General features: G+C 65.9%; 8 protein-coding genes and 3 rRNA genes. 10 read left to right on the top strand and 1 reads right to left on the bottom strand.

Annotated features, from left to right (window positions below):
- Window positions 1–3: 3 nt before the first annotated feature.
- Window positions 4–2,142, bottom strand: a complete 2,139-nt coding sequence (locus ACQUQD_RS18195; RefSeq protein ID WP_428953149.1) for a protein kinase domain-containing protein — start codon at window positions 2,140–2,142, stop codon at window positions 4–6.
- 162 nt (window positions 2,143–2,304) lie between these two features.
- Between ACQUQD_RS18195 and ACQUQD_RS18190 the strand changes: the two genes are divergently transcribed.
- The 10 genes from ACQUQD_RS18190 (at window position 2,305) to ACQUQD_RS18145 (ending at window position 13,344) form a co-directional block, all read left to right on the top strand.
- Window positions 2,305–2,604 (top strand): hypothetical protein, encoded by a 300-nt coding sequence (locus ACQUQD_RS18190; RefSeq protein WP_428953148.1) that lies wholly within the window; start codon window positions 2,305–2,307, stop codon window positions 2,602–2,604.
- A gap of 30 nt (window positions 2,605–2,634) precedes the next feature.
- The gene (locus ACQUQD_RS18185; RefSeq protein ID WP_428953147.1) at window positions 2,635–3,150 is read left to right on the top strand and encodes an EamA/RhaT family transporter; all 516 of its coding nucleotides are present in this window, start codon (window positions 2,635–2,637) and stop codon (window positions 3,148–3,150) included.
- 59 nt (window positions 3,151–3,209) lie between these two features.
- Entirely contained in the window at window positions 3,210–3,983 is a 774-nt protein-coding gene (locus tag ACQUQD_RS18180) for a class I SAM-dependent methyltransferase (protein WP_428953146.1), read from the top strand.
- Window positions 3,984–4,288: 305 nt separating this feature from the next.
- Window positions 4,289–5,077: an ABC transporter ATP-binding protein gene (locus ACQUQD_RS18175; protein WP_428953145.1), complete on the top strand. Its 789-nt coding sequence runs from the start codon at window positions 4,289–4,291 to the stop codon at window positions 5,075–5,077.
- Window positions 5,078–5,097: 20 nt separating this feature from the next.
- Entirely contained in the window at window positions 5,098–5,835 is a 738-nt protein-coding gene (locus tag ACQUQD_RS18170; protein ID WP_428953144.1) for an ABC transporter permease, read from the top strand.
- A gap of 104 nt (window positions 5,836–5,939) precedes the next feature.
- On the top strand, window positions 5,940–6,779 hold the full coding sequence (gene proC, locus ACQUQD_RS18165) for a pyrroline-5-carboxylate reductase (RefSeq protein ID WP_428953143.1): 840 nt from the start codon (window positions 5,940–5,942) through the stop codon (window positions 6,777–6,779).
- Between the two features lie 690 nt (window positions 6,780–7,469).
- Window positions 7,470–8,995, top strand: a 16S ribosomal RNA gene (locus ACQUQD_RS18160).
- A gap of 312 nt (window positions 8,996–9,307) precedes the next feature.
- Window positions 9,308–12,428: ribosomal RNA gene (locus tag ACQUQD_RS18155) — 23S ribosomal RNA — on the top strand.
- Window positions 12,429–12,517: 89 nt separating this feature from the next.
- A 5S ribosomal RNA gene (gene rrf / locus ACQUQD_RS18150) occupies window positions 12,518–12,634 on the top strand.
- Together the 16S, 23S and 5S rRNA genes form the textbook arrangement of a ribosomal RNA operon.
- A gap of 65 nt (window positions 12,635–12,699) precedes the next feature.
- Window positions 12,700–13,344 carry an HAD family hydrolase gene (locus ACQUQD_RS18145; RefSeq protein ID WP_428957594.1) on the top strand — a complete coding sequence of 215 codons (645 nt, stop codon included), beginning with the start codon at window positions 12,700–12,702 and terminating at the stop codon, window positions 13,342–13,344.
- The last annotated feature ends 26 nt before the right edge of the window (window positions 13,345–13,370 follow it).

The raw sequence follows: 13,370 nt of genomic DNA, 5'->3' as shown, positions 1-13,370 counted from the left end.
GCTTCACCAGTCCTCGGGGTGACGTCCGTCCACCCCGAAGACCGTGCCGTCCGGCGCACTCCCGTACACCCGGCCCCCGACCACGACCGGCTCCGCCAGCTCGGCGACGACGCGGTCGGGGCGGGCGGCGGAGCGGGGGCGGGTCTGGCCCAGGGGAGCGCCGGTACGGGCATCCGTGGCGAGGAGACGGCCGTCGGGCGCCGTGAAACAGAGCCGTCCCTCGGCGGCCACCGGACGGGACGGGCGGCTCACCGCGGTGTCCTGCTGCCAGCGCACGGCGTCCGCCGCCTTCGTCGTGGGACGCGTGTCGACCGCGAGAAGCATGCCGCCGGCCCCGTAGACGAACACGGTTCCGGCGCTCTCCGTGGCCTCCGCCTGATCGATCCGCAGGGGTAGCGGGACGCGGTGCGCCGACCTGGTCCGGGTGTCGAGGCGGACCACCGCGTCGGTCAGCTGGTCCGCGTTCAGGGACAAGAGGTGCAGCGCGTCGTCCCCGGCGGCGACGGGGCGGAGATCTCCGTCCGCCCGGGCTGACCACAGGGAGCGCCCGTCGTCCGCCGCCACCGCCCGGATCGTGGTGGCGGAACCGTCCGGAGCCGGCGTGACGGCATAGAGGGTCCGCTGGTCACCGGCCACCCACTGGGTGCCGACCCCGCCGACGCCGCGCTCCCACAGCTTTCGTCCGGTCGCGCTGTCCAGCGCCCGGACCGCCCCTTCGGAACCGACGAGCAGGGTGGTCCCCGCGGAGTGCCGGACCGCGGAGCTGCCCGCGGTGTCCGCGCTCCACCGCGCCGCACCGGTACCGAGGTCGAGCGCCTGCAGGCGGTGGCCGGTGACGAGGTGCAGCAGGCCACCGGAGACCGTCGGCGGCGCACCGGACGGCCGGCCCAGGGCGCGGCGCCACACGACAGCGCCGTCCGCGGGGTCGAGGCGGGCCGTGAGGCCCGTCCCGGTGACGCAGTACAAGGCGTCCGCGGTGGCCGTGCACGCGGGCGGCGTGCCGCTCCCGGTTCCGAGGCGGGTGGCCCATGGCGTGAAGTCGGCCCGGCCGGAGGGCTGCCGGTGCGCCGCGGGCCGCTCGTCGTCCGGGAACAGGGTGCCCGTGGCGAGGGCCGCGCCCGTCGCGATCAGCAACGTACCGACGGCGGCCGCCAGGACCAGCCGGGAGCGCCTGCCGCGCCGTGGCGCGACGGTGCCGCCGGACGCCGTACCGGGCTCGGGACGTGACACGGGGCGGGCGGCGTCCGCCGGAGAGGAGTGCTCCGGGATCCGCTCACGGCGGTCGGGCTCACGCTGGGCCGGTATCAGCGGCGCCGTCGCCGGCTGGCGCAGCATCTCCATGACCTCGGCGGGGGAGGGCCGTTCGTCCGGATCCTTGGTCAGGCAGCGGCGGACCACGGGCAACAGCTCGTCCGGCACGCCGGTCAGGTCCGGTTCGTTGTGCACCACTTGATAGGCGACGAGGTACGGGCTGTCGGAGTCGAACGGACCGCGACCCGTTGCCGCGTGGGCGAGCACCGCGCCCATCGCGAACACGTCCGCGGCCGGCCCCACTTCGCGCGGCCGCTGGAACTGCTCCGGAGCCATGTACGGCGGCGACCCGATCAGCCTGCCGGTCTCCGTGCGCAGATCGCTGTCCACCGGACGGGAGATGCCGAAGTCGATGACCTTGGGCCCGTCGGCCGCGAGCAGCACATTGCTCGGCTTCAGATCGCGGTGGACGACTCCCGCGCGATGGATGTCGCGCAGCGCCTCGGCCAGTCCCGCCCCGAGGCGGCGTACTTCCGCGACCGTCAGCGCGCCGTTCCGCTTCACCCGTTCCGACAGGGTGTCACCGGGGATGAACAGTGTGGCCATCCAGGGCAGTCCGGCATCCGGGTCCGCGTCGACGACGGGCGCCGTGAAGGCACCGCTGACCCGGCGCGCGGCGCTGACCTCCTGCCGGAAACGCGCCCTGAATTCAGGATCCGTGGCGATCGAGGCATGCACGATCTTGATCGCGAGCCGCAACCCCGAAGCGGACGTGGCCAGATGGACCACCCCCATGCCGCCGGAACCGAGACATTCCTCGAGCCGATAGCGACCGGCGTACCCCGGACGTTCCGCTTCCGGCCCGGGTCCGGTGCTGCGCAGCGGCGGCATCGCCCACCCCCGTGTTCTGAGTCCGCAAGCGCGACGCACGGAGCCTAGTCGATGGTGCGTGCGATACCGGAGGGGCTTGCTAGCCTGCGCGAGTCGCACGGGGCGATGCCGGTGCCGGACACACACCGACGGCATCGGACGACATCAACGGGGGAGGCCTCCATGGCTGTTGAGGAAACATCGGGCGCGGTCGAGGGCATAGCCGCCGCGGCGGCGACCCGTTACGCGGTCGCACCCGGAATCCGGCTCAAGGTGCGCAGCGGCCCGGGAACCCAGTACGCGTTGGTCCGGGTGCTGCCGCTCGGCGCGAGCGTGCCGATCAACTGCCAGAAGCCCGGCGAGTGGGTCACCGGCACCTACGGCACGACGAACATCTGGGACAGCATCGGCAACGGCCAGTACGTCTCGGACGCGTACGTGAAGACGGGCAGCGACGGATACGTGGCACCACGCTGCGCCTGACCCACCCCGGTCCCCGGTGATAATCGAACCGTGAGCGACGAAACCGGCACCGGCACCCCCAGCACCTCCCCGGCCCCCGGCCCCCGTCCCGAGGAGATCCGTTTCTTCGGGACGAGCTGGGTCGACCACAGCGGCACCTACCTGCTGCGCCGCGCCGCCGTCGGCGTGGGCGCGCTCCTCGCCGCGGCGGCCGGCTGCTTCGTGCTGCGCTTCGCCTACGAGGGTCTGGCCGTCGCGGACGTCGGCGCGTTCGTGAACATCCTGGTCGTCGCCATGTTCGCCATCTGCAGCGCCTTCGCCTTCAACCGCACCTGGAGCGGCTTCTCCCAGCGCCACGACCCCGAGCGCCAGGCGTCCCTGCGCGGCTTCCTGACGATCGGCTTCGTCGGCGTCCTCGTCGCCCACGCCCTGCGCTGCCTGACCGAGGCCCCGGGTGAGAAGCTCCGCAGGCAGGAGTACGAGACCGCCCGCGAGCAGTACGAACGCCGCACCACCCGCCGCACCCGCAACCCCGCGAAGAAGTCCTCGGGGAAGAAGAAGAGCTGAGCCGGGACGAAGCCGCGCCGAGCCTGGCAGGCCGGCCCCCGCACGGCCAGGATGAACCCATGACGGAGCAGCCCCCGGGCGCCGAGTTCGCGCTCTCCTTCGACACGGTCGCCGCCCAGTACGCCTCGGCCCGCCCCGGTTACCCGCCCGAACTCTTCGACACCGTCGAGCGACTGGCGGCCCTCGGCCCCGGCGGCCTGCGCGGCACCCGCGTCCTCGACGTGGGCGCGGGCACCGGTATCGCCACCCGCCTGCTGCGCGAGCGCGGCGGCCGCGTCATCGCCGTCGAGCCGGGCCCCGGCATGGGCGCCGAGCTCCGCCGGACCCTCCCCGACGTCCCGCTCGTGCGCGCCGTCGGCGACGCCCTGCCGTTCGCGGACGCCTCCGTCGACCTGGTCACGTACGCCCAGTCCTGGCACTGGACCGACCCGGCCCGCTCGGTCCCCGAGGCGCTGCGCGTCCTGCGGCCGGGCGGCGCGCTCGCCCTGTGGTGGAACGTCCCGGATCCGGACGTCGAATGGACCCGCGCCCAGGAGACCCGCCTCCAGGCCCGGCTGCCCGGCTACCACCGCCACGGCGTCGCCGCCGACGCCCCCGGCATCATCACCGCCCTCGGCCCGACCCCGGCCTTCCGCCGCCTCCACTGGACCCGCCGCATCCCGGTCGACCTGCACCTGGCCCACCTCGGCAGCCGCTCCTACTTCGCGGTCATGGGCCCCGAACGCTCCGCCCCGGTCCTGGCGGACGAGCGCGCGCACCTGCTGCGCCACTTCCCCGACGGCATGGTGGAGGACGCCTACGCCCTGGACCTCACGATCGTCCGCCGCGCCTGAATCGCCGGCGGGGCTCGATCTGCGCAGCCCCCACCGGCGTCCGGTCGCGTACGAGACGGGAGGGGCCGGTCTGGGTATGTGCGCGCGCAGCACAGCTCACGCGGTAGCGAGGCCCGAAGCAACCAGGGACGCCATCAAGATGGCGAGCACGGACATGCCCAGGGCGGCCCCGTACCCGACCCGACACCTGTCGGAGACGAGGGAAAGCCGCCAAGACAACCCCCGACGGCCACCCTCCCTTCAGGCGAGGCCCCCGCCACGCTCCTTGACGCCGTCAACCCCCCCGGAGCAATATTCATCATGTGATGAATAAAACCTCGGACTCTCCCGGCCCCGCCCCCCGAGAACCCGTCACCCCCGCCGTCCACGCCACAGCCCTCACCGTCACCCGCGGCCCCCGCAGCGTCCTCCACGGCCTCGACTTCACCGTCCCCCGCGGCCAGATCACCGGCCTGCTGGGCCCCTCCGGCTGCGGCAAGTCGACCCTGATGCGCGCCCTCGTCGGCACCCAGGCCAAGGTCTCCGGCACCCTCCAGGTCCTGGGCCGCCCCGCCGGCCACCCGTCCCTGCGCTCCCGCGTCGGCTACGTGACCCAGGCCCCGTCCGTCTACCTCGATCTGACAGTGCGCCAGAACCTGGGCTACTTCGCCGCGGTACTCCTCCCGGGCCGCGCCGCGGCCCACCGGCGCGCCACGGACGTCGACCGCGTCCTCACCGACGTGGACCTCACCTCCCACGCCGACGCCCTCGCCGGAAACCTCTCCGGCGGCCAACTCGGCCGCGTCTCCCTCGCCGTCGCCCTCCTCGGCACCCCCGAACTCCTCGTCCTCGACGAACCCACCGTCGGCCTGGACCCGGTCCTGCGCCGCGACCTCTGGAACCTCTTCCATGACCTCGCGGCCGGCCGCGGCACCACGATCCTGGTCTCCTCCCACGTCATGGACGAGGCCGAGCGCTGCCACCGCCTCCTCCTCATGCGCGACGGCGAACTCCTGGCCGACGACACCCCCGACGCCCTGCGCACGGCCACCGCCAGCCCCACCGTCGAACAGGCCTTCCTCCACCTGGTCGACGCCGCGAACGCCGCCCCCTGACCACCCCGGACGGACCCGCCATGAACACGTACCGCACCACCGCCACCGCGACCCGCGTCCTGCGCCAGCTCCGCCACGACCCGCGCTCCATCGCGCTCATGCTGCTCGTCCCGTGCGTGATGCTGTTCCTGCTCCGCTACGTCTTCGACGGCAGCCCCGGCACCTTCAACTCCATCGGCGCCTCGCTCCTCGGCATCTTCCCGCTCATCACGATGTTCCTGGTGACCTCCATCGCCACCCTGCGCGAACGCACCAGCGGCACCCTGGAACGCCTCCTGGCCATGCCCCTCGGCAAGGGCGACCTCATCGCCGGTTACGCGCTCGCCTTCGGCGCCCTGGCGGTCGTCCAGTCGGCCCTGGCCACCGGCCTCGCCCTCTGGGTCCTCGACCTGAACGTCACGGGGTCGGCCTGGCTGCTCCTCCTGGTGGCCCTCCTGGACGCCCTGCTCGGCACCGCCCTCGGCCTGTTCGTCTCGGCCTTCGCGGCATCCGAGTTCCAGGCGGTCCAGTTCATGCCAGCGGTGATCTTCCCCCAGCTCCTCCTCTGTGGCCTGTTCACCCCGCGCGACAAGATGCAGCCGGTCCTGGAAGCGATCTCGAACGTCCTCCCCATGTCCTACGCGGTCGACGGCATGAACGAGGTCCTCCGCCACACGGACCTCACCGCCACCTACGTACGCGACGCCCTGATCGTGGCGGGCTGCGCCGCGCTGGTCCTGGCCCTGGGCGCGGCGACCCTGCGCCGTCGCACGGCCTGACCGCGCCGCCCGGACCGTCCGTCCACCGGACAACCCCCTGGCGCGCGGCCCGCCCGATGCGAGGATGCGTCCGGACGACGACGCACACGGAAGGCCCGAGCCACATGAGCCAGACGCCCCAGAGCCAGACCCCGCGCCACAAGGTCGCCGTACTCGGCACGGGCAAGATCGGCGAAGCCCTGCTCAGCGGCATGATCCGCGGCGGCTGGGACCCCGCCGACCTCATGGTCACGGCCCGCCGCCCCGAGCGCGCCGAGGAACTGCGCACCCGCTACGGCGTCACCCCGGTCACCAACCAGGAAGCCGCGAAGCAGGCCGACATCCTGATCCTCACGGTCAAACCCCAGGACATGGGCACGCTCCTCACGGAACTGGCCCCGCACCTCCCGCAGGACCGCCTGGTCATCAGCGGCGCGGCAGGCATCCCCACCACCTTCTTCGAGGAGAAGCTGGAGCCCGGCACCCCGGTGGTCCGCGTCATGACGAACACTCCGGCCCTCGTGGACGAGGCCATGTCCGTCATCTCCGCGGGCACGCACGCGACCGCCGCCCACCTCACCCACGCCGAGGACATCTTCGGCTCGGTGGGCAAGACCCTCCGCGTCCCGGAATCACAGCAGGACGCCTGCACGGCCCTCTCCGGCTCGGGCCCTGCCTACTTCTTCTACCTGGTCGAAGCGATGACGGACGCCGGCATCCTCCTCGGCCTGCCCCGCGACAAGGCCCATGACCTCATCGTCCAGTCCGCCATCGGCGCGGCCACGATGCTCCGCGACAGCGGCGAGCACCCGGTGAAGCTGCGCGAGAACGTCACGTCCCCGGCAGGTACGACCATCAACGCGATCCGCGAACTCGAGAACCACGGCGTCCGCGCGGCCCTCATCGCGGCCCTCGAAGCGGCCCGCGACCGCAGCCGCGAACTGGCCTCCGGCAACAACAACTGACCGTCGCACGGCCCGGGGCACGAAGTTGACACGCCCCGGGCCGATACGTAGTGTTCTCCGAGTTGTCCGACGTGAGCGCCGACCCCGGTCGGTCCCCGGACAACCATTCCGCAAGACCCACTCAACAGCCCGACGGCAGATTTCTTCCGTCGTCGTGTCGTTTGTGCGCGCTTTTGCGAAATGAGGAATCCACGTTCGAAAGAGCGGGACCCCGATTAGGTCGGGGGCCAGGAATCCGCTAATGTCTCACTCGTCGGAACGGCCCAACAGCCGCGAAGACAAACCCGGTTGACAGGGAATCAGGCCCGAAAGGATCTGATAGAGTCAACACCGCCGGAAGGCCGAAAGGCCGGAAAGCGGAGCACGACCCCGAGGAAGTCGGCCGGTGAAACGGTCTGATAGAGTCGGAAACACGCAGTAACATTAAAAAGAAGTACCGAAGGGAAGCGCCCGGAGGAAAGCCCGAGAGGGTGAGTACAAAGGAAGCGTCCGTTCCTTGAGAACTCAACAGCGTGCCAAAAATCAACGCCAGATATGTTGATACCCCGACTCACTTCGGTGAGTTGAGGTTCCTTTGAAAAAGTCCTGCCGGTCACTGACCGGTAGGCGCACAGCGAGGACGCTGTGAACAGGGGGATTATTCCTCTCCTTGTTCCGCTCTCGTGGTGTCACCCCGAGTACGGGGAAGCATTCACGGAGAGTTTGATCCTGGCTCAGGACGAACGCTGGCGGCGTGCTTAACACATGCAAGTCGAACGATGAAGCCCTTCGGGGTGGATTAGTGGCGAACGGGTGAGTAACACGTGGGCAATCTGCCCTGCACTCTGGGACAAGCCCTGGAAACGGGGTCTAATACCGGATGACACTCCTTCAGGCATCTGAGGGGGTTGAAAGCTCCGGCGGTGCAGGATGAGCCCGCGGCCTATCAGCTTGTTGGTGAGGTAGTGGCTCACCAAGGCGACGACGGGTAGCCGGCCTGAGAGGGCGACCGGCCACACTGGGACTGAGACACGGCCCAGACTCCTACGGGAGGCAGCAGTGGGGAATATTGCACAATGGGCGAAAGCCTGATGCAGCGACGCCGCGTGAGGGATGACGGCCTTCGGGTTGTAAACCTCTTTCAGCAGGGAAGAAGCGAAAGTGACGGTACCTGCAGAAGAAGCGCCGGCTAACTACGTGCCAGCAGCCGCGGTAATACGTAGGGCGCAAGCGTTGTCCGGAATTATTGGGCGTAAAGAGCTCGTAGGCGGCTTGTCGCGTCGGTTGTGAAAGCCCGGGGCTTAACCCCGGGTCTGCAGTCGATACGGGCAGGCTAGAGTTCGGTAGGGGAGATCGGAATTCCTGGTGTAGCGGTGAAATGCGCAGATATCAGGAGGAACACCGGTGGCGAAGGCGGATCTCTGGGCCGATACTGACGCTGAGGAGCGAAAGCGTGGGGAGCGAACAGGATTAGATACCCTGGTAGTCCACGCCGTAAACGGTGGGCACTAGGTGTGGGCAACATTCCACGTTGTCCGTGCCGCAGCTAACGCATTAAGTGCCCCGCCTGGGGAGTACGGCCGCAAGGCTAAAACTCAAAGGAATTGACGGGGGCCCGCACAAGCAGCGGAGCATGTGGCTTAATTCGACGCAACGCGAAGAACCTTACCAAGGCTTGACATACACCGGAAAGCATTAGAGATAGTGCCCCCCTTGTGGTCGGTGTACAGGTGGTGCATGGCTGTCGTCAGCTCGTGTCGTGAGATGTTGGGTTAAGTCCCGCAACGAGCGCAACCCTTGTTCTGTGTTGCCAGCATGCCCTTCGGGGTGATGGGGACTCACAGGAGACCGCCGGGGTCAACTCGGAGGAAGGTGGGGACGACGTCAAGTCATCATGCCCCTTATGTCTTGGGCTGCACACGTGCTACAATGGCAGGTACAATGAGCTGCGATACCGCGAGGTGGAGCGAATCTCAAAAAGCCTGTCTCAGTTCGGATTGGGGTCTGCAACTCGACCCCATGAAGTTGGAGTTGCTAGTAATCGCAGATCAGCATTGCTGCGGTGAATACGTTCCCGGGCCTTGTACACACCGCCCGTCACGTCACGAAAGTCGGTAACACCCGAAGCCGGTGGCCCAACCCCTTGTGGGAGGGAGCTGTCGAAGGTGGGACTGGCGATTGGGACGAAGTCGTAACAAGGTAGCCGTACCGGAAGGTGCGGCTGGATCACCTCCTTTCTAAGGAGCATCTAGGCCGCCGGGCTTGCTCGGTGGTCCAGGGCCATTACGTCGGCAAACGTTCGACGGTGGTTGCTCATGGGTGGAACGTTGATTATTCGGCACCGTCAGTCAACTCGGGCTGCAAGTACTGCTCTTCGGAGCGTGGAACGCAGACCACGAGGGGCGAGGGTGTCGGGCACGCTGTTGGGTATCTGAGGGTACGGACTTGTTCCCGACCTCAATGCCGGCCCCGGTAAAAATCTGCTTCGGTGGGTTGTGACGGGTGGTTGGTCGTTGTTTGAGAACTGCACAGTGGACGCGAGCATCTGTGGCCAAGTTTTTAAGGGCGCACGGTGGATGCCTTGGCACCAGGAACCGATGAAGGACGTGGGAGGCCACGATAGTCCCCGGGGAGTCGTCAACCAGGCTTTGATCCGGGGGTTTCCGAATGGGGAAACCCGGCAGTCGTCATGGGCTGTCACCCGCTGCTGAACACATAGGCAGTGTGGAGGGAACGCGGGGAAGTGAAACATCTCAGTACCCGCAGGAAGAGAAAACAACCGTGATTCCGGGAGTAGTGGCGAGCGAAACTGGATGAGGCCAAACCTACGACGTGTGAGACCCGGCAGGGGTTGCGTCGTGGGGGTTGTGGGATCTCTTTTCTACGGTCTGCCGGCCGTGGGACGAGTCAGAAACCGTTGATGTAGGCGAAGGACATGCGAAAGGTCCGGCGTAGAGGGTAAGACCCCCGTAGTCGAAACGTCAGCGGCTCGTTTAAGAGACACCCAAGTAGCACGGGGCCCGAGAAATCCCGTGTGAATCTGGCGGGACCACCCGTTAAGCCTAAATATTCCCTGGTGACCGATAGCGGATAGTACCGTGAGGGAATGGTGAAAAGTACCGCGGGAGCGGAGTGAAATAGTACCTGAAACCGTGTGCCTACAAGCCGTGGGAGCGTCGGATATGTGCTTGCACATATCTCGTGACTGCGTGCCTTTTGAAGAATGAGCCTGCGAGTTTGCGGTGTGTTGCGAGGTTAACCCGTGTGGGGAAGCCGTAGCGAAAGCGAGTCCGAATAGGGCGATTCAGTAGCGCGCTCAAGACCCGAAGCGGAGTGATCTAGCCATGGGCAGGTTGAAGCGGAGGTAAGACTTCGTGGAGGACCGAACCCACCAGGGTTGAAAACCTGGGGGATGACCTGTGGTTAGGGGTGAAAGGCCAATCAAACTCCGTGATAGCTGGTTCTCCCCGAAATGCATTTAGGTGCAGCGTCGTGTGTTTCTTGCCGGAGGTAGAGCACTGGATAGGCGATGGGCCCTACCGGGTTACTGACCTTAGCCAAACTCCGAATGCCGGTAAGTGAGAGCGCGGCAGTGAGACTGTGGGGGATAAGCTCCATGGTCGAGAGGGAAACAGCCCAGAGCATCGACTAAGGCCCCTAAGCGTACGCTAAGTGGGAAAGGATGTGGAGTCGCAGAGACAACCAGGAGGTTGGCTTAGAAGCAGCCACCCTTGAAAGAGTGCGTAATAGCTCACTGGTCTAGTGATTCCGCGCCGACAATGTAGCGGGGCTCAAGCGTACCGCCGAAGTCGTGTCATTGCAGCAAGAGGGCTAACGCCTGCTGTGATGGGTAGGGGAGCGTCGTGTGCCGGGTGAAGCTGCAGCGGAAGCTAGTGGTGGACGGTTCACGAGTGAGAATGCAGGCATGAGTAGCGATACACACGTGAGAAACGTGTGCGCCGATTGACTAAGGGTTCCTGGGTCAAGCTGATCTGCCCAGGGTAAGTCGGGACCTAAGGCGAGGCCGACAGGCGTAGTCGATGGATAACCGGTTGATATTCCGGTACCCGCTGTGAAGCGTCAAACATCGAATCCAGTGATGCTAAGGCCGTGAAGCCGTTCCGGACCCTTCGGGGAATGGAAAGTGGTGGAGCCGCCGGCCCAAGTTGGTAGTAGGTGAGTGATGGGGTGACGCAGGAAGGTAGTCCAGCCCGGGCGGTGGTTGTCCCGGGGTAAGGGTGTAGGACGTGATCCAGGTAAATCCGGTTCACATGAGTCTGAGACCTGATGCCGAGCCGATTGTGGTGAAGTGGATGATCCTATGCTGTCGAGAAAAGCCTCTAGCGAGTTTCATGGCGGCCCGTACCCTAAACCGACTCAGGTGGTCAGGTAGAGAATACCGAGGCGTTCGGGTGAACTATGGTTAAGGAACTCGGCAAAATGCCCCCGTAACTTCGGGAGAAGGGGGGCCATTCCTGGTGATGAGTCTTGCACTCTGAGCTGGGGGTGGCCGCAGAGACCAGCGAGAAGCGACTGTTTACTAAAAACACAGGTCCGTGCGAAGCCGTAAGGCGATGTATACGGACTGACGCCTGCCCGGTGCTGGAACGTTAAGGGGACCGGTTAGTCAAGATTCGTCTTGGCGAAGCTGAGAACTTAAGCGCCAGTAAACGGCGGTGGTAACTATAACCATCCTAAGGTAGCGAAATTCCTTGTCGGGTAAGTTCCGACCTGCACGAATGGCGTAACGACTTCTCGACTGTCTCAACCATAGGCCCGGTGAAATTGCACTACGAGTAAAGATGCTCGTTTCGCGCAGCAGGACGGAAAGACCCCGGGACCTTTACTACAGTTTGATATTGGTGTTCGGTTCGGCTTGTGTAGGATAGGTGGGAGACTGTGAACTCTGGACGCCAGTTCAGGGGGAGTCGTCGTTGAAATACCACTCTGGTCGTGCTGGATGTCTAACCTGGGTCCGTGATCCGGATCAGGGACAGTGTCTGATGGGTAGTTTAACTGGGGCGGTTGCCTCCCAAAGGGTAACGGAGGCGCCCAAAGGTTCCCTCAGCCTGGTTGGTAATCAGGTGTTGAGTGTAAGTGCACAAGGGAGCTTGACTGTGAGACCGACGGGTCGAGCAGGGACGAAAGTCGGGACTAGTGATCCGGCGGTGGCTTGTGGAAGCGCCGTCGCTCAACGGATAAAAGGTACCCCGGGGATAACAGGCTGATCTTCCCCAAGAGTCCATATCGACGGGATGGTTTGGCACCTCGATGTCGGCTCGTCGCATCCTGGGGCTGGAGTCGGTCCCAAGGGTTGGGCTGTTCGCCCATTAAAGCGGTACGCGAGCTGGGTTTAGAACGTCGTGAGACAGTTCGGTCCCTATCCGCTGTGCGCGTAGGAGTCTTGAGAAGGGCTGTCCCTAGTACGAGAGGACCGGGACGGACGAACCTCTGGTGTGCCAGTTGTCCTGCCAAGGGCATGGCTGGTTGGCTACGTTCGGAAAGGATAACCGCTGAAAGCATCTAAGCGGGAAGCCTGCTTCAAGATGAGGACTCCCACCCCCTTTGAGGGGTTAAGGCTCCCAGTAGACGACTGGGTTGATAGGCCAGATCTGGAAGCACCGTAAGGTGTGGAGGTGACTGGTACTAATAGGCCGAGGGCTTGTCCTCAGTTGCTCGCGTCCACTGTGTTGGTTCTGAAACCACGAACAACCGTCGAAGCCGATTGGCTACGGCTCCGGTTGACAGTTTCATAGTGTTTCGGTGGTCATAGCGTGAGGGAAACGCCCGGTTACATTCCGAACCCGGAAGCTAAGCCTTACAGCGCCGATGGTACTGCAGGGGGGACCCTGTGGGAGAGTAGGACGCCGCCGAACTATTGTTGAGAAAAGCCCCGGACCGGGATACGGTCCGGGGCTTTTCTGCGTTTAGGGTCATGACTATGCGCTATGACCTCGTCATCTTCGACAACGACGGCGTGCTCGTCGACAGTGAGCCGATCTCCAATACGCTGCTGGCCGGCTATCTCACCGAGCTGGGGCACCCGACGTCGTACGAGGACTCCCTGCGGGACTACATGGGCGCCGCCATGCACCGCGTACACGACCTTGTGTACGAGAGGACGGGAGAGCGGCTGCCCGCGGATTTCGACGACGTGTTTCATCAGCGGGTGTTCGCCGCGTTCGAGCGGGAGCTGAAGCCCGTGCCTGGCATCGTCGACGTCCTGGAGCAGCTGACCGCCGACGGGGTCCCCTACTGCGTCGCGTCGTCCGGAAGCCATGAGCGGATCCGGGTCGGGCATCGGACGACGGGGCTCGACGCATGGTTCGACGACCGGCGGATCTTCAGTTCGCAGGATGTCGGGCGGGGCAAGCCGGCGCCCGATCTGTTTCTGTACGCCGCCGAGCAGATGGGCGTCCCGCCCGAGAAGTGCGTGGTCGTCGAGGACAGTCCGCTCGGGGTGCAGGCCGCTCGCGCCGCGGGGATGGCCGTGTACGGGTTCACGGCGATGACGCCCGCCGACCGGCTGCGGGGGACCGACGGACTCTTCGCCGACATGCGGGAACTGCCGGGCCTGCTCGGCTGAGGTCACGGTCGTCTTTTGCTTTCGAG

This window comes from Streptomyces sp. cg35 (assembly GCF_050410835.1).
Classification (GTDB): Bacteria; Actinomycetota; Actinomycetes; order Streptomycetales; family Streptomycetaceae; genus Streptomyces.
The sequence above is the reverse complement of the archived record's forward strand: the minus strand, read 5'-3'. Positions and strand labels throughout refer to the sequence as shown.